Source organism: Pseudomonas sp. MF6751, assembly GCF_016613265.1.
GTDB lineage: Bacteria > Pseudomonadota > Gammaproteobacteria > Pseudomonadales > Pseudomonadaceae > Aquipseudomonas > Aquipseudomonas fluorescens_BV.
Window position 1 is genome coordinate 32,487 of sequence record NZ_JAENSV010000028.1, and the last position, 16,401, is coordinate 48,887.

15 protein-coding genes and 1 pseudogene are annotated in these 16,401 nt (G+C 61.6%); 10 read left to right on the forward strand and 6 right to left on the reverse strand.

Annotation, left to right across the window (positions count from 1 at the left end; all coding sequences use genetic code 11):
- Nucleotides 1-14: 14 nt before the first annotated feature.
- Nucleotides 15-704: a fimbrial biogenesis chaperone gene (locus JJD66_RS20120; protein WP_014719099.1), complete on the reverse strand. Its 690-nt coding sequence runs from the start codon at nucleotides 702-704 to the stop codon at nucleotides 15-17.
- 198 nt (nucleotides 705-902) lie between these two features.
- Here JJD66_RS20120 and JJD66_RS20125 point away from each other — a divergent pair, with 198 nt between their 5' ends.
- Nucleotides 903-1,424 carry a chemotaxis protein CheY gene (locus JJD66_RS20125; RefSeq protein ID WP_200648856.1) on the forward strand — a complete coding sequence of 174 codons (522 nt, stop codon included), beginning with the start codon at nucleotides 903-905 and terminating at the stop codon, nucleotides 1,422-1,424.
- 15 nt (nucleotides 1,425-1,439) lie between these two features.
- On the opposite strand, the gene JJD66_RS20130 is transcribed toward JJD66_RS20125, so the two are convergent.
- Together JJD66_RS20130 and JJD66_RS20135 are read right to left on the reverse strand one after the other, a co-directional pair.
- On the reverse strand, nucleotides 1,440-2,645 hold the full coding sequence (locus JJD66_RS20130; protein WP_200648857.1) for a DUF1835 domain-containing protein: 1,206 nt from the start codon (nucleotides 2,643-2,645) through the stop codon (nucleotides 1,440-1,442).
- 267 nt (nucleotides 2,646-2,912) lie between these two features.
- Entirely contained in the window at nucleotides 2,913-3,989 is a 1,077-nt protein-coding gene (locus JJD66_RS20135) for an aldo/keto reductase (protein ID WP_054898365.1), read from the reverse strand.
- Between the two features lie 215 nt (nucleotides 3,990-4,204).
- Between JJD66_RS20135 and JJD66_RS20140 the strand changes: the two genes are divergently transcribed.
- The 4 genes from JJD66_RS20140 to JJD66_RS20155 all read left to right on the forward strand — a co-directional run bounded on the left by JJD66_RS20140 (nucleotide 4,205) and on the right by JJD66_RS20155 (nucleotide 7,823).
- Nucleotides 4,205-4,837, forward strand: a complete 633-nt coding sequence (locus JJD66_RS20140) for a glutathione S-transferase family protein (protein WP_200648858.1) — start codon at nucleotides 4,205-4,207, stop codon at nucleotides 4,835-4,837.
- 169 nt (nucleotides 4,838-5,006) lie between these two features.
- On the forward strand, nucleotides 5,007-5,927 hold the full coding sequence (locus JJD66_RS20145) for a LysR family transcriptional regulator (RefSeq protein WP_200648859.1): 921 nt from the start codon (nucleotides 5,007-5,009) through the stop codon (nucleotides 5,925-5,927).
- Nucleotides 5,927-6,811: a LysR family transcriptional regulator gene (locus JJD66_RS20150; protein WP_200648860.1), complete on the forward strand. Its 885-nt coding sequence runs from the start codon at nucleotides 5,927-5,929 to the stop codon at nucleotides 6,809-6,811. The genes JJD66_RS20145 and JJD66_RS20150 overlap by 1 nt, the downstream gene beginning before the upstream one ends.
- A 79-nt stretch (nucleotides 6,812-6,890) precedes the next feature.
- Nucleotides 6,891-7,823, forward strand: a complete 933-nt coding sequence (locus JJD66_RS20155) for a pyridoxamine 5'-phosphate oxidase family protein (protein WP_200648861.1) — start codon at nucleotides 6,891-6,893, stop codon at nucleotides 7,821-7,823.
- A 178-nt stretch (nucleotides 7,824-8,001) separates the two neighbouring features.
- Here JJD66_RS20155 and JJD66_RS20160 read toward each other — a convergent pair whose 3' ends face one another.
- Nucleotides 8,002-8,475 (reverse strand): Sbal_3080 family lipoprotein, encoded by a 474-nt coding sequence (locus JJD66_RS20160; RefSeq protein ID WP_198716056.1) that lies wholly within the window; start codon nucleotides 8,473-8,475, stop codon nucleotides 8,002-8,004.
- Nucleotides 8,476-8,832: 357 nt separating this feature from the next.
- On the opposite strand from JJD66_RS20160, the gene JJD66_RS20165 reads away from it, so the two are divergent.
- Nucleotides 8,833-9,237, forward strand: coding sequence for a RidA family protein (locus JJD66_RS20165; RefSeq protein ID WP_060763682.1), 405 nt, complete (start codon nucleotides 8,833-8,835; stop codon nucleotides 9,235-9,237).
- 111 nt (nucleotides 9,238-9,348) lie between these two features.
- Here JJD66_RS20165 and JJD66_RS20170 read toward each other — a convergent pair whose 3' ends face one another.
- On the reverse strand, nucleotides 9,349-10,836 hold the full coding sequence (locus tag JJD66_RS20170; protein ID WP_200648862.1) for an aldehyde dehydrogenase family protein: 1,488 nt from the start codon (nucleotides 10,834-10,836) through the stop codon (nucleotides 9,349-9,351).
- Nucleotides 10,837-11,071: 235 nt separating this feature from the next.
- On the opposite strand from JJD66_RS20170, the gene JJD66_RS20175 reads away from it, so the two are divergent.
- Nucleotides 11,072-12,241: a p-hydroxyphenylacetate 3-hydroxylase oxygenase component gene (locus JJD66_RS20175; protein WP_032901980.1), complete on the forward strand. Its 1,170-nt coding sequence runs from the start codon at nucleotides 11,072-11,074 to the stop codon at nucleotides 12,239-12,241.
- 56 nt (nucleotides 12,242-12,297) lie between these two features.
- Nucleotides 12,298-12,771 (forward strand): annotated as a pseudogene (locus JJD66_RS20180) (flavin reductase family protein); the annotation flags it as partial.
- 32 nt (nucleotides 12,772-12,803) lie between these two features.
- Here JJD66_RS20180 and JJD66_RS20185 read toward each other — a convergent pair.
- A complete protein-coding gene (locus JJD66_RS20185; protein WP_200648863.1) occupies nucleotides 12,804-14,126 on the reverse strand; it encodes a hypothetical protein in 1,323 nt (440 codons plus the stop codon).
- A gap of 217 nt (nucleotides 14,127-14,343) precedes the next feature.
- On the opposite strand from JJD66_RS20185, the gene JJD66_RS20190 reads away from it, so the two are divergent.
- Nucleotides 14,344-15,843, forward strand: coding sequence for an APC family permease (locus JJD66_RS20190; RefSeq protein WP_198716052.1), 1,500 nt, complete (start codon nucleotides 14,344-14,346; stop codon nucleotides 15,841-15,843).
- The gene (locus JJD66_RS20195; protein ID WP_200648864.1) at nucleotides 15,806-16,372 is read left to right on the forward strand and encodes a DUF3156 family protein; all 567 of its coding nucleotides are present in this window, start codon (nucleotides 15,806-15,808) and stop codon (nucleotides 16,370-16,372) included. Before JJD66_RS20190 ends, JJD66_RS20195 begins: the two co-directional genes overlap by 38 nt.
- The last annotated feature ends 29 nt before the right edge of the window (nucleotides 16,373-16,401 follow it).

The window sequence follows — 16,401 nt, forward strand, 5'->3', positions numbered from 1 at the left end:
TACCCCGTGATTTATCAGTTGAGCGCCGTGCTGTGACGGGCTTGCAAACCGATATCGGTGATTTCGGTGAAGTGGAGAGTGGTGCCCTTGGGCACAGCGTCGAGCGCGGTCAGGGTTTTGCGTTCATGAGGCTTGAGCAGCAGGTAATCGCTGAGTGTCTGGCTGTCGGTTCGCAGGTTGACCAGCGATAGGTGGAAGGCGCTGGGGTTGTTGGCCGTCACCGTGCGCCCGTCGCTGCTCCATACCAACTGCTGCACCGCCTCGGCCGAGCCGCCCAGGAGTGCGGGAGGGCGATAGAACAGCTTGAGCCGCTGGCGGATCGCGAATTGCACGCTGTTGGGGTCTTCGACCTTGAGCGGGATTTCCATGATATTGAGCCAGAACAGCGATTCACGATCGCTGGGCAAGCCCTCACCGGCATACAGTATGCGCAGCTTGTGATGCTCCCCGGCGCCCAGTTGTACCAATGGCTCGGTGGCGGCAAAGGGCACGGTACGGTCGGCTGATTCGTCCTCGCCGGTGATCCAGGTTTGCACCACCACTTCCCGCGAGGCCTGGTTGACCACACTGATACCGGCGGCCTTGTCCTGGCCGAAATAGATCAGGCGGGTGCCTTCGATCTTCAGCGCCGCATTGGCAGGCGGGGGTGCAAGCACCAGCAGCCCGCAGGCCAGCAGTACCACTCTGAGTAGAAACATGAACACGGCAATTCCATGGTCGGGTGAGGGAACGCAGACCATGGTAGGTAGCGAGTGGCACGAAGGCTTTGAGGCGATTCTTAAAAGTACGGTGTGCCCCTGATTGCCGTTTCAGAATCGCCTTAAAGTCAGGGTTCACCCCTGACGGTTACTTTGCTCAGCGTTGAATGATCGACGCGGATGCCCAACTGTCAGGTTTACCCTATGTCCAATAAAGCGTTACGCCTTCTGATTGCCGATGCAGAGCTTTTGCAACGGATCAAGATCGAGAAAATGCTCAACCAGCTGGGCTATCACCGCATCGCCCCGTTGAGTTCGTTCGACGAGTTGCAGGCACTGACACGCTCGGGCGTTGTGGCGTTTGACCTGCTGATCATCAACACTGCGCTGGTGCACTCACGGCAGGTCAACCTGCTCAAGTACTGCCATGACAACCCGTTGATCCGCCACACGCTGATCTATGACGGGCAATGTGCGCAGCGCTCTGTGGTGTCGGTCTCGGTTAGCCAGACCCTGCACCTGTCATTGTCACAGTCGCCCGACTTCACCTCCCTGCGTCGCTGCATGGAAATTGTCGATCCGTCACACAGTTTTCCGATCGCTGAGTGGCCCATGCTGCACGCCGTGGACGGCCGAGCGTCCCAGCCTTCGATTAGCCCGCGGGCGGTCTACCAAGGTGACCCGACGGTGGTGGCATGTGCCGTCGGGTTGTTTCCCAAGCGCTGATCGTATCGTGCAGCATCAGTCACGCCAGACGGGCAGATCATCATGGCCCAGTGCCCAATGAGGTTGCCGTGGCCGCAGGCACACACCACCGACCCAGCGCTCATGGCTGGCGTGGTCCAGCCAGCAGGCATTGCCGTCCAGTACCTGCTGCGCCAGTGGCGTCAGCGCCAATACGCGGCGCGGCCACTCCATGTTCGTTTCGGTCTCGATCAGCAGCGGCGCCGTCCCATCAATCAATGGGCGCAGCAGCGCGTGAAACATCATATCGCCCAGGAAAGGCAGTGGCTCGCGCTTGGCCATCAACTCGGCAAACACCCGACCGAAAGGCACAGGCCCGGCCTCAGTAATATATTGCAAGGACAAACGTTCAGTCAGTGACAACCCATCCTCGAGACCCGGCAACTCCTGTAACTGACGCTGTAACGCCGGCGCCAGAAAGGGCAGGGCAGGGTGATTGCCATGGGCCAGTTCCGCGAGCTTGAGCGGTGAGCTGCCGCAGTAAGCCGACCAGGCCCGTTTGGCCAACTGCACTGCGTCGTCGTCGATCAAGCGCCGCTGCGGCCAGAGCCAGGCCAGCACATCGGGGGCCAATTGGCCTATGCCGATAAATCGCTCGACGCCGGGAATTCGGTCTGCCTCAATCAGCTCCAGCTTGCGCGGCGCCCGCTCAAGGTCAGCCAGGGCGCGGACCAGGAACAATTGATCGTAGGCGTCCGCCTCGCACCACAGCACACTGTGATCGGCGTTGTTCAAGGCTTGTAGTTGGTTGTATTCATCGTTGATGCGATGCGCAACTTCAGTGGAGTCAAGGGCAAAGGCCTGACTGATAAAGGTACTGCGCATCGCTCGGAACGCTTCGCTGGGTAGTTCACGCACTGGCCCCATGCACAACGGGTCAGTGAGCATCCGGAACTGTCCCTTGAACCCGGCCAGTTGCAGGCTGTGGGCAATATCGTTACCACACCGCCAATGGGTGGTGCGGGATTCATCGCTGGCATCGAAACCAGGGTGGCGGGCGGCAAAGTCGAGGGCGTCGACGTGGGCCTTGAGCTTGGGCCAACTGGCGAAGCCCAGCTGTTTGGCTACCTGCCATTGAGCCTGGGACAAGGTTGCGCTGGGGTCTAGGCTTTTCAGCTGCGACAACAATTCCTTGGCGCGCTTGCGCTGCTGCTCAAGGTTGAGGCGGCCATGGGTAGTGGAGGCTAAAGGGCGTTGCGACATACGAGCTCCTTGCACAAACCTTTTCCGCTTCAAGGTTGGGAGTCGTAGAAATGAGGTGGAGCTGGGATGTCTTGGGCGCAGCCCTTTCCGCGGAAGGTGGCGTAGAGAGCGCCAGACGGGAAATATAGGCAGCATTGCCGTTCGGTGCAACCCTGAAAATGTGGGCATTGCCCCAATGCCACTCAGGCAAGCCAGCTCCCACATTGGATCTTCGTTGCTTTGAGCATTGCGTTCGCTTAATTCATCGGCATTGGGGCGGGTGCTGTTTTATTTGTCCTGGCGCGCATCCAGGGTTTTTTGATGCTCGGCCAGGAAGGGTTGCTCCGCTGGGTCAAAACGATCAATCCCGGCAGTGAAGCGGTGCCAGTAGGGGTACAACGGCTGACGGCGAGTGACGGCTTCGATGCGCGCCGACTGCTCTTCGGTGAGTTTCAGCTCGGTGGCCGCCAGGTTATCGCGCAGGTGTGCTTCCGTACGGGCGCCGATAATCAGCGAGGTGATCCCCGGGCGATCCTTGAGCCAGGCCAGGCAGGTGCGGGCGACCGAGACGCCGTGTTCATCACCGACGGCGGCGAGGGTCTCGATAATGTCCAGCGCACGTTCCTGGTCGTGGACGTAGGGTTCCGGCCAACCGCTGCCCTGGCGGGTATTGGCCGGCGGCTTGTGCCCGCGTCGGGTCGTGCCGGTCAGCAAGCCTTCGCCCATCGGGCCCCACACCAAAGTGCCAACCTGCTGGTCCAGGGCCAACGGCAGCAACTCGTACTCGGCCTCGCGGGATTCCGGGGTGTAGTAGATCTGCTGGGTAATCGGCTTGAGCATGCCGTGCAGTTCAGCCTTGCCCAGGGTTTTCATCATCTGCCAGGCGGTGAAGTTGCTGGTGCCGAAGTAGCGGATCTTGCCCGAGCCGACCAACAGGCGCAGGGCTTCCAGGGTCTCTTCGATTGGCGTCATGCCGTCCCAGTTGTGCAGTTGGTACAAGTCGATGTGGTCGGTGCCCAAGCGCTTGAGGCTGGCTTCGCAGGCGCGGATCAAGTGGTAGCGCGACGAGCCGGAGTTGTTGGGGTTGTCGTCTACCGGGCTGCGGCCCTTGGTGGCCAGCAGAATGTCGTTGCGCTTGTCGCCCAGCGCCTTGCCCACCACTTCTTCGGCCAGGCCGTGGGAATAGAGGTCGGCGGTGTCGACCATATTCACCCCGGCGTCGAACGCCATATCGAACATGCGCTTGGCCAGGGGCACGTCCACCGCACCGCATTTTTCAAACTCTGCGCGACCGCCAAAGGGCACGGTGCCCAGGATGATTTCCGATACCAGCAGGCCGGAATGACCCAGTTGTCGGTACTGCATGTTGCCTCCTACTTAACGTTGCACATGAAGGTGTGAACGATGGGGGCGGCGATAGTTTGAATTTTTTCATGAAATCCTCGCGCCAAGCTTGGCTATGACGTCAATGAAGATTGTTTCGCTGGATGAAATGCTGGATTGTGAATCCTGGTCATTCCGCCAGACATGGCAGTGGTAGAACATCCCTGGCGTCGTTACCCACTCATTTGGAGCCTGTCATGACCCAGCCTGCGATCAAACTCTATGGTTTCCCCCTGTCCGGCCATTCCCACCGGGTCGAACTGATGTTGTCCCTGCTGGGGCTGGCAAGTGAATTTATCCTGGTGGACCTCAAGCAAGGTGCGCATAAAACGCCTGAGTTCCTCACCACCCTGAACAGCTTTGGCCAGGTGCCGGTGATTGATGACGGCGGCACGGTACTGGCCGACTCCAATGCGATCCTGGTGTACCTGGCCAGCACCTACGGCAGCGGCCAATGGTTGCCGAGCGACCCGACTGGCCACGCGCGAGTACAACGCTGGCTCTCGGCCGCCGCCGGCCCACTCCATGCCGGGCCTGCCACGGCGCGCTTGGCCACGGTGTTTGGCGCCGAGGTGGACACTGTCAGTGCAATCAACCGTGCCCATGCCTTGCTGAGCGTGATGGAACAGCAACTGAGCCAGAGCCGTTTCCTCGCCAGTGAGCAGCCCAGCATTGCCGATATCGCCTTCTACACCTACGTGGCCCATGCGCCGGAAGGCAATGTGTCCCTGGCCGACTACCCTAAGGTACGCGCCTGGCTCGCCAGCATCGAAGCACTGCCGGGTTTTGTCGGCATGCCGCGCACGGCTGTCGGCTTGCAATCGAGTTGAAGCCCAACACCTGTGGCGAGGGAGCTTGCTCCCGCTGGGTTGCGCAGCAGCCCCAACAAGGCTGCCGTATTTATTCAGCCAAACCGCGCTGGCAGGTTTCAGGGCCGCTGCGCGCCCCAGCGGCAGCAAGCTCCCTCGCCACAGGGGCACATAATCAGAAGGCGTAAAGATGGATCGATTTCATGAAATGCAGGTGTTCCTGGCCGTGGCCGAGGAGGAGGGCTTCGCTGCTGCCGCCCGGCGCCTGAACACGTCGCCGCCCAGCGTGACCCGCGCCATTGCCGCCATGGAACAACGCATCGGCACGCAGTTGCTGGCGCGCACCACCCGCAGCCTGCACTTGACCGAAGCCGGCCAGCGTTACCTGGACGATTGCCGACGCATCCTTGCCGAGCTGGACGAAGCCGAGGAAGCGGCGGCGGGCAGCTACTCCATCCCGGGCGGCCAGTTGACGGTGACCGCACCGGTACTGTTTGGCGAGCTGTATGTGGCGCCGGTACTGGGGGATTATCTGGACCGTTTTCCGTTGGTGAGTATCAACGCCTTGCTGGTCGATAGGGTGGTCAATATGACCGACGAAGGTGTTGACGTGGCGGTGCGTATCGGCCACCTGCAGCAATCCGGGCAGCAAGCGATCAAGGTCGGCGAAGTACGACGGGTGGTGTGCGCATCGCCGGCTTATCTCAACCAGCACGGGCGGCCCCAGCGGCCCGAGCAGTTGCGTGAGGCCAAGCTCGTCACCTCATCGTCCAGCCAACTGGTCAGTGAGTGGACATTCATTGACGCCGGCCAGCCGCTGAAGGTGCCCATCGAGCCACGCCTGGTTGTCACCGCCAACAATGCCGCGATCAACCTGGCCCGCCTGGGGTGGGGCATGACGCGGGTACTGTCTTATCAAGTCGCGGCAGCGGTGGCGGCGGGTGAGCTGGAGCTGGTGCTGGAGGATTTCGAACCGGCGCCGCTGCCGATCCACGTCGTATTCCAGCAAAACGGCCGAGTACCGGCCAAGGTCAATACTTTTGTGGACTTCCTCAGTCATCGCCTCGGGCAGGACCCGGCCCTTAGCGCCGCGACCAAGCAGCGTGCCTGATGGAGCGTTATCGCGATATGCAGCTGTTTGCGGCGCTGGCCGGACAATCCAGCCTGGCGTCGGCGGCACGCCATGCGCAGGTTTCCGGCCCGACGCTGGTACGTGCGGTTGCGCGCCTGGAGGCACGCCTGCGCGTGGTGTTGCTGCATCGCAGCACCCGCGGGGTCAACCTGACCGATGCAGGCCAGGCTTACCTTGGCGATTGCGTGCGCCTGCTGGCAGCGGTGGACGCGGCCGAGGCCTCGGCCAACGGTTTGCATGTGCAGGCCCAGGGCGACCTGCGGATATTTCTGCCGTTGCTGTTCAGCCGCTATGTCATGGCGCCGCTGTTGGCCGGTTATGCGGATCGCTACCCGGCGGTGCGTGTTATCGCGCACTACCACGACTATTTCCCTAACCTGCACGTACAAGGGCTGGATGTGGCGGTGCTGGTCGGCGAATTGCCCAGTTCGTCGCTGATTGCGCGGCAAGTCGGGCAGGTGGGCACTGTCGTTTGTGCCAGCCCCGCTTACTTGGCGACCCGGGGCGAACCCCGGCATCCGGCTGAACTCAAGCAGCATCATCTGATTGCCAGCGCCGACCCGGTGCACTGGGATTTCCCGCATTACACCCTCAAGGCTCGCGCCCGGCTGCGTTGCGCCACTGTCCAAGGCGCGATCAATGCAGCGGTGCAGGGGGCGGGCGTGATTCGAGCCTTGAGTTACCCACTGCACGAACACCTGGCGAGCGGCCAGTTGCAGCGCCTGTTGCCTACCTTCGAGTTGCCGCCGCAGCCGGTGCATGTGGTCTACCGCGAAGGCCGTCATGCGTCGATGCGCGTGCGCAGCTTTGTCGACTACTGCGTCAGCGCGTTGCGCGAGCATCCGGCGTTTCAGTTGGCGTAATAGTGGATTGCCCTGGGTGGGCATTCTCTCCATTACGGCCTGGGCGCAGCATGCTCGTATCTAACCGGAGGTGAGCGCCATGCACTCGATTGAAGCAACCCCTTGGCATGTCGGCGAACGACACATGCAGGAAAGTGCCGGCGTCTCTGAACGCATGGCCATGATCGGGCCCAAGGTCATTCGTGATCATTTGCCTGAACAGCACCGCGATTTTTATCCGCTGCTGCCGTACTTGATCGCGGGTGTGGTGGACGAACAAGGCATCCCCTGGGCAACGATGCTGGAAGGCGCACCCGGGTTTGTGCATTCACCGGACCCACACACGCTGCAGATCGACAGCCTGCCCGTCAAAAGCGATCCCGCCTGGGCTGGGATAACGGATGGCGCGGCGATCGGCCTGCTGGGCATCGACCTCAACACCCGCCGCCGCAATCGCATGAATGGCCAGATCGGATCGCTTGAGGATGAGGGCTTTGCGGTGGACGTAGTGCACACTTTCGGCAATTGCCCCAAATACATCCAACTGCGGCCCGTCGCTGGCATTGCACGCAAACCCGGCAACCTGTCCGAGCGCAGCAGCCGCCTGGACGACGCCGCACAAGCACTGATCCGCCACGCCGACACCTTCTTCGTCGCCAGCTACATCGACCAGCACGGCGAACGCTCGGTGGACGTCTCCCACCGAGGCGGCAATACGGGATTTGTGCGCGTGGAAGGCAACGTACTGACTATCCCGGATTTTGCCGGCAACCTGTTCTTCAACACCCTCGGCAACCTGCACGCCAACCCGGTGGCGGGGTTGTTGTTTGTGGATTTTGAGACGGGTGACGTGCTGCAAGTGGCGGGGCGTACAACCTTGATTCTCGACGGGCCGCAAGTGGCTGAGTTCGAGGGTGCGCAGCGCTTGTGGACGGTGACGGTGGAACATGTGGTCCGCCGCCCGGCAGCATTGGCGTTGCGGTGGCAATTCGCGGAGTTTTCGCCACACAGTCTGGCGATGGTCACCTGGTAGCCTGGCACGATAATGCCATGTAGGAGCGAGCTTGCTCGCGAAAAACGTCAACCATAACGCGGGCTTCCTGAGTAAGCGCGGTGCCTGTGGGTTTTTCGCGAGCAAGCTCGCTCCTACAGAATGAGATGTGAAACTCCCACATTTTCGAGGGTGGCGCAGGCTGGTGGATGAGCTCGCTCTAGGGAAGACGGTCAGCCTGACGTCGAGTCATGCCGTAATCAGCATTGGGAAACAGCTGATTGGTCATCTCGATGATTTTGCTTTGTGCATCAATGAACTTGCCCATACGGGCGCCGCCTGAGGTTGAGTCATACAGCGCCTGTCCGACCCTTCGGCCGTTCTCGAACACCTGAATATCGGCAAAGCTCATATACAGCGCCATGTCCCAGCTCCATGTGCCAATGTAAGTGGTCGATAGCGCGCAATTGGCGGGCGGACTACCTGGCGGCAACTCGCGGGTCTGAAAGCCTTTGCTGCGCAGTTGAGCTGTGTAGGTGGTGTTGAAACCCTCGCGCAGGCCTGCGGCGGGAATCATGCAGATTTCGGGCGAGTGAATAGTTGAGGAGGGAACGGGGGTGACGGTTTGCGTGATGCTGCAGCCGGTGAGGGCGCCGCATACCAGTAAGCAAGCGAGAGTTGTTACCTGGTGCATAGCGACCTCCATGTCATAAGTAGTGGCTGGATGATAGCAGTGAAGTTCCAGCATGGATCACTATCTACTGAGACGCAGCTGATCCAATGTGGGAGCTGTCGAGCTTTAGCGAGGCTGCGATGGCGGCGGCCCGGTCAACAATATTCATTGCCTGACCCACCGCCATCGCGGCCTCGCTAAAGCTCGACGGCTCCTACAGGGAATGTCATTGCCTGTAGGGTTTGCGCGTTTTCATCAGGCCGCCGGGCACTCACGGTTCAGCGCTTCACCCACGAACATGTTGCTGGATGTTGAACCATCATCCTGAGCGGTTTCTTTGGGTTAGCCTTGTTTTCCTACTGACAACAAGGATTGGTCATGCAACGAAAGGTCATTAATCCCACGACGGTATTCAACTCCCTGCAATACGGTTTCAGCCAGGCCATGGAAGTGCCAGAGGGGCGGCGGATCATGTTGTCCGGGCAGGTGGGCGTGGATGCTCAAGAGCGCACGGTGGGCCCAGGCATTGCGGAGCAGACGGCCACGGCGTTGGACAATGTCGAAAAGGTGCTGGCCGCGGTGGGCGGTGATCTGTCTCATGTGATCATGCTGCGGCTGTATATCGTCGAATCTGCCCGGGATCAGCAGGAGCCGATTGCCGAGGCGCTGCGCCAGCGCTTCGCGCACAACCCGCCGCCGTCTTCGTGGATTATCGTCAGTGGGTTGTCGTTGCCTGAGTGGTTGATCGAGGTTGAGGCGGAGGCGGTGGTTCCGTTCAGTTAGGGCTTTTGCAGGCGCGAGCTTGCTTGCGAAAAAACCATAGCCGCCGCATGTATTCAGGATGCACGCGTTATCGTTGACGTTTTTCGCGAGCAAGCTCGCTCCTACAGCCATTCAATACCGAATCATCACCGATTTAAGCTCGGTGTAATCCTCAATAAACGCACCACCAAACTCCCGCCCTAACCCCGAAGACCGGCTACCACCAAACGGCACTGCCGGGTCGAGCAAGGTATGCATGTTCACCCACAGCGTGCCCGCCTTGATCGCCGGGATCATGCGCAGGGCCTTGCCCAGGTCGTTGGTCCACAGGCTGGCGCTCAAGCCGAAGGGGCCGTGGTTCATCATGGCGAGCAGTTCGTCTTCATCGTCGTAGGGCAGGAAGGTGGCGATGGGGCCGAAGGTTTCTTCGTTGAGCAGGGTGTCGTGCAGGTGGTTGGCAAGGATTACGGTGGGTTCGACGTAGCAGCCGGGGCGGTCGATAAGGTGGCCGCCGTAGATGATCGTGTTGTTTTCGGCGCGGGCCTGGTTGAAGTAGCCGAGCAGTTTTTGTTGGTGTTGCTGGTGGGTCACCGGGCCGAATTCGGTGTGTTCATCCAGGGGCGAGCCGATGGTCAGGCGGCTGAGACGCGCCTTGAGTTTTTCCAGCACGGCGTCGATTTGCGAGCGGTGCACGAAGAAACGTTCGGCCGCTGCGCAGATTTGCCCCGAGTGCAGGAAGCCCGCTTCGATAATGCCATCCACCGCTTTGTCTACATCCATGTCGCGCAGGAAGCCGGCGGCGTTCTTGCCACCCAGTTCCAGGGTCGAGCGGGTCAGCCCGGCGCCCATGGCACTGCGGCCTACTGCAATACCGGTGGGCACTGAGCCGGTGAAGGACACCTTGTGCGTGCCGGGGTGTTCCACCAGCCCCTTGCCGACTTGGCCGCCGCCGGTCAGCACATTGAGCACCCCCGCCGGCAATCCGGCGTCGATGGCCAGTTCGGCGATGCGCAGCAGGGTCAGCGGCGTGAATTCGCTGGGCTTGATGATGATGCTGCAGCCGGTCACCAGTGCCGAGGCGAGCTTCCAGATGGCGATCATGGTCGAGAAATTCCATGGCACAATGCCCACCACCACGCCCACCGGTTCGCGCAAGGTGAAGGCGGTGTAGCGCTCGCCATTGAACGAAGGCAGCGACGGCGTGAGGGTCTGGCCGCTGAGCTTGGTGGCCCAGCCTGCGTAGTAGCGCAGGAAGTGCGCGGCCTGGTCGACCTCAAAGGCGCGGGAGATCTGGATGATCTTGCCCGACTGGCAGGTTTCGATCTGCGCCAGTTCTTCGCGATGGTGTTCCAGCAGGTCGGCCAGTTTCAGCAGCACGTTGCCGCGGATGGCGGGCGCAGCCTGGGACCACAGCTGAAAACCACGGTTGGCAGAAGCGACCGCAGCGTCGATATCCGCCAGGTCAGCATCGGCCACTTCGGCGATCACCTGGCCGTTGGCAGGGTTGATTACGTTCAGGGTTTGATCGGCGTGGCTGTGCACGCTGACACCGTCGATAAACAGCCCATGGCGGCGACGCAAAAAGGCTTCCACTTGAGGCAGCAACGGAATATCGCTCATGGCAGGTTCCTGGCAGTTCACAAAGAAACCCCGAGGTTAACCAACGCACTGATAAGCGGCTTGACTGTGCCTGCCAGCTTTTATGCCTGTGCCTGCCGTGCTTGTGAAAAGTACAAGCTTGCCTGCCGAACGTGCATTTCCCGCCTGCACGACCCGTTTGATACTGGCCCTGCATCCCGCGCCGTTCCACGATTCGGAGCGCCTGCCGGACTTCCAATAATAAGCAGGGCCGTCCATGAAAAAGCCAAACCCGCTCCTCGAAGACCTCAAGCCTCTTCTGCCTGCCATTGCCGCGAACGCCAGCCGTGCCGAACAGCTGCGCCAGGTGCCGGATGAAAATATCGCGCTGCTCAAAAGCATCGGCCTGCACCGCGCCTTCCAGCCCAAGGCATTCGGTGGCCTGGAACTGTCGCTGCCCGAATTCGCCGACTGCATCGCCTTGCTCGCCGGCAGTTGCGCCAGCACTGCCTGGGCCATGAGTTTGTTGTGTACCCATAGCCATCAACTGGCGTTGTTCTCGGCGCAGTTGCAGGAGGAGATCTGGGGCGCCAACCCGGATGCCACGGCCAGCAGCAGTATTGCGCCGTTCGGCCGGGTGACCGAGGGCGAGGGCGGCGTGTACTTCAGTGGTGAGATGGGCTGGAGCAGCGGTTGTGATCATGGCGAGTGGGCGATTGTCGGCTGCCGTCGCCAGAATGCCGAAGGCACTCAGGATTACTGCTTTGCCGTGCTGCCGCGCAGTGACTATCAGATCCGCGATGACTGGTTCGCGGCGGGCATGAAAGGCAGTGGCACCAAGACCCTGATCATCGACAACGCCTGGGTGCCCGAGCACCGGATCCAGAAGGCCAAGGACATGATGGAAGGCAAGTCCGCAGGCTTTGGTCTCTACCCTGACAGCCAGATTTTCTACGCGCCGTACCGGCCGTATTTCGCCAGTGGCTTCTCCACCGTCAGCCTCGGCGTAGCCGAGCGCATGCTGGAGGTGTTCCGCGAAAAAACCAAAAACCGCGTGCGCGCCTACACTGGTGCTGCCGTCGGCGCAGCCACCCCGGCGCTGATGCGCCTGGCCGAGTCCACCCACCAGGTGGCCGCTGCTCGGGCGTTTTTGGAGAAGACCTGGCAAGACCACGCCGAACACAGCGCCGCCCACCGCTACCCCGCGCGAGAAACCCTGGCGTTCTGGCGCACCAACCAGGCCTACGCCACCAAGATGTGCATCGAAGCGGTAGACCGGCTGTTCGCCGCCGCCGGTGGCAATGCCTGGTTCGAACACAACGAAATGCAGCGCCTGTTCCGCGATGCCCACATGACGGGCGCGCATGCCTACACCGACTATGACGTGTGCGCGCAGATCCTTGGCCGTGAGCTGATGGGCCTGGAGCCCGACCCGAGCATGGTGTAGCTGCGTTTTCCCTACAACAATCAGGGCGGCCCATAGAGGCCACCCGGGAGTCTTGCATGTCCGACGTATTCGACCCACGAGCCTTTCGTCGCGCCTTGGGCAATTTTGCCACTGGCGTGACCGTGGTCACCGCCGCCACCGCCTCCGGGCGCAAGGTGGGCGTGACGGCCAACAGTTTCAACTCGGTGTCCCTCGACCCGCCGCTGGTGCTGTGGAGCATCGACAAACGCTCCAACAGCCATGCCGTGTTCGAGGAGGCCAGCCACTTTGCCGTGAATGTCTTGGCGGCGGACCAGGTGCACCTGTCGAACAATTTTGCCCGCCCCCGTGAAGACCGCTTCGCCCTGATCGAGTACGAGCCGGGGGAGGGTGGCTCGCCGGTATTCGCCGATTGCTCGGCGCGTTTTCACTGCGAGAAATACCAGCAGGTGGACGGCGGCGACCATTGGATCATGATCGGCAAGGTGGTGGCCTTTGATGACTTTGGCCGTGCGCCGCTGCTCTATCATCAGGGCGCCTATGCCGAGGTCCGGGCGCTGCCTCCCTGCGCGCCCGAAGCAGTTTAGAACGGCACGGCGACCACCAGTTGGCTGTAGACATTGGTGCCGTTGCCGCCGACCTGATTGCCACCGGTATCGGCTGATTTATCGGGTTTGTACAGGCCCAGCAGCGGCGTGATGATCAGGTGCTCGTTGACGGCCCATTCGGCATACAGGTCCAGTTCGCGGCCATCCAGGTTCAATTGGCCGTGGGTACTGACGGTGTTGTAGTCGAAGAACAGCGCCCCCAGGGTGACGTTCTCCAATGGTTTGACCTTGAGCGCCACGTGCTGCACGGCGGTGTTGCTGTTGAAGGGGCCGGAATAGTTGCCTGCCACTTCGCCCTGCACCCAGGTGCCGTAGCCACGGTTGAAGCCTGAGAACATGCCGTCCCAGTTCTTCGAATATCGGGCGTAGCGGTAGGTCAGGTCCGGTGACCACGGCAGGTTGGCGAAGGTGTAGCCGGCTTCGGCGTAACCGGCATTTTCCTGGCCATCGCGACGGCTTTGGCGCGCCAGTTCGAAGGCGAAGTGCGCGTTGTCGATACCGGCATTGCCGGTGCCGCGCAGGCTGTAGAGGTTCATGCCTTTGCGCTGGCGCTGCAGGTCGGTGGCGAAGCGCTCATCCACATCGATGCCGTGAATATAGGTCAGCCCCAGGGTGCCCGGCGCGGCACTGTATTCCAGGGTGCCGGCGGCCATTTCAGTGAGGGCCTGGGCACGGTTGTCGGACTTGATCCACATCAGGCTGCCATGCACACCGTCCTTGCCGTCCAGGCGAATCACCGCCGTCTTATCGAAGGCATGGCGTGCGGCGATGTAGTAGGCGCCGCCGCGATTGAACTCGCCGTCGCCGACGCCATTGCCCAGGTTGGGGCCGTCGTCGTTAAGGATAAAACCGTCGCCGAGCATGATGATCTGGCGACCGAACGACAGGTCCAGGCCGTCCTTGCCCAGCGCCGGTAACAACTCGCCAGACCGCCAGCCGGCGAAGGCTTCGTCAAACTTGGTGGTGCGCTCGGTGCCGTTGGTCAACCCGGCCGCATCGCCGTCGCCCCAGGTACCGGAACTCACCAGGTTGGCCGTGCCATACACACCGCCCAGGTTGCCCAGGCGCTGTTCGACGCTCAGACCGTACTTGATGAACGCCTCACGCCAAGTGGAGCCGCCGCTGCGCCCATCGTAGTTCTTCGGGCTGTTGAACATACCGTACACGGCGAGGAAGTTGCCGGTGACCTGGGTGTCGGCGTCCGCATACAACTCGATGGCCTGCGCCTGGCCCACCAACAGTGCCACGCCCAGGCCGACCGTCTGGCGCAGGCAGCGGTTTTTCAGTGTGTGCTCCATTGTTATTGCCCCCATCTTGGTTAAGAGTGAGGGCGCATTAGGGCGAGCGGTGTGAGGCCAAGTCTTTTCCCTGCGTGCCAGGCAATTGACTCTGCCCGCCAGGCAGCAGGCCTTGGCAGGCAGCAACAAAACCGGCGGCAGACAGGGGCAAGACGATCAACGGGAGTGGGGCGCAGAGTGCCGACACATTAAAAAAAACCGCTTCGAGGACCCCTCCATGTCGATCAACGACCGACTCACCGCACACCTCAACCGGGGCACGGTAGGTTTTCCCACTGCGTTGGCCAGCACCATCGGCCTGATCATGGCCAGCCCGGTGATTCTCACCGCCACCATGGGTTTTGGCATCGGTGGCAGCGCGTTTGCCCTGGCGATGCTGATCGCCGTGGTGATGATGCTGGCCCAGGCGACAACCTTTGCCGAGGCCGCCTCGATGTTGCCCACCACCGGTTCGGTGTACGACTACATCAACTGCGGCATGGGCCGGTTCTTTGCGATCACCGGGACCTTGTCGGCCTACCTGATCGTGCATGTGTTCGCCGGCACCGCCGAAACCATCCTCGCCGGCGTCATGGCCCTGGTGAACTTCGAACACCTCAATACCCTGGCAGAGTCGGCCGGCGGCTCGTGGTTGCTGGGCGTCGGTTTCGTACTGGTGTTCGGCGTGCTGAACGCCTTTGGCGTCAGCGCATTTGGCCGGGCGGAGATCATCCTGACCTTCGGCATGTGGACCACCCTGATGGTGTTCGGCGTACTGGGCCTGATCGCCGCGCCGGCGGTGCAATTGGAGGGCTGGTTCGGTGAGTCGCTGGTGGGCACCGACCTGGTCACCGTGCTGTCGCTGGTGGGCATGGCGATGTTCATGTTCGTGGGTTGCGAGTTCGTCACCCCGCTGGCGCCGGACCTGCGCCAATCGGCCAAGGTGATGCCACGGGCGATGATGCTCGGGCTGATGGGCGTGGCGACGTGCATGTTCATCTATGGCGCGGCGATGAAGCGCCAGGTGGAAAACGTCGTGCTCGACGCCGCGTCCGGCGTGCACCTGCTGGACACACCCATGGCCATCCCCCGATTTGCCGAACAGGTAATGGGGCAGATCGGCCCGTTGTGGCTGGGTATCGGCTTTCTGTTCGCTGGCGCTGCGACCATCAATACCCTGATGGCCGGCGTGCCGCGCATCCTCTACGGCATGGCGGTGGATGGCGCCTTGCCCAAGGTGTTCACCTACCTGCACCCGCGTTTCAAGACGCCGCTGTTGTGCATCCTGGTGGCCATGTTGATTCCGTGCCTGCATGCGCTGTACCTGGGCGGCAACACCGACAACATCATGCACCTGGTGCTGGCGGCGGTGTGCGCGTGGAGTTTCGCTTACCTGTTGGTGACGCTGTCGGTGGTGATCCTGCGCGTTCGCCGTCCGGACTTGCCTCGGGCCTATCGTTCGCCGTGGTTCCCGCTGCCGCAGATCGTCTCCAGCATCGGCATCCTGCTGGGCATGTGGTTTATCACTCCGCCAGGCATGAACCCGGCTGACATTTATGTGCCGTTTGGCGTGATGCTCGGCGTGACGGCCACCTATGCGCTGTTCTGGACCCTGGTGGTGCAGAAGGTCAACCCCTTCAAGCCCGCCTGTGTGGAAGAGGTGTTGGCCAAGGAATTCAATCACGAACCGGGGCACGCCCATGAGGGTTATAGCGACCTTGCGGCAAAAACTGTTTGAGCTGTTTCGTGCTGACCGCGCACCCAACGGGTATCGGCCGGGGGTGACCCTGGCCCACCTGCGGCGTGACCTGGGCCTGGCAAGCCTTGAAGTGGGCGGTGTGGCCTTCGAGATTGTCGAGCGCACCGAGTCGCAGTTGTTGATGCACCTGGTGCTGACCGAATGTGTCCTGCGGGTTCCTGCTGCAGCGGGTGGCGCTGGCAGCTTTGAGGTGCACCATGGCGGCGCGATCCGGCGCAGCGGTATTCATGTGCGGCGCCGCGCTGGCAACCAGGCACTGGGCCGTGAGTTGCAGGCGCGTTTGCAGGCTGACAGCGTGTTGTTCCACGCGTTGATGCCGCTGGATTTCAAGCGCCTGCGCATCGAGCTGCAAGACCAGCAATGGTGCGTGCGCCTGGAGCATATGGGCGGCAGCGAGGTGGTCAACCGCATGCCGGCGTTCCGGCGCTACATTGCGTTGAGCCCCGAGCAACGCGGGTATCTCTTGGCCGTACTGGCCGGGTTGCGGCGGGTATTGTCGGACCTCTGATTGGCACCATTAGTGCTTCTGCAAAGGGC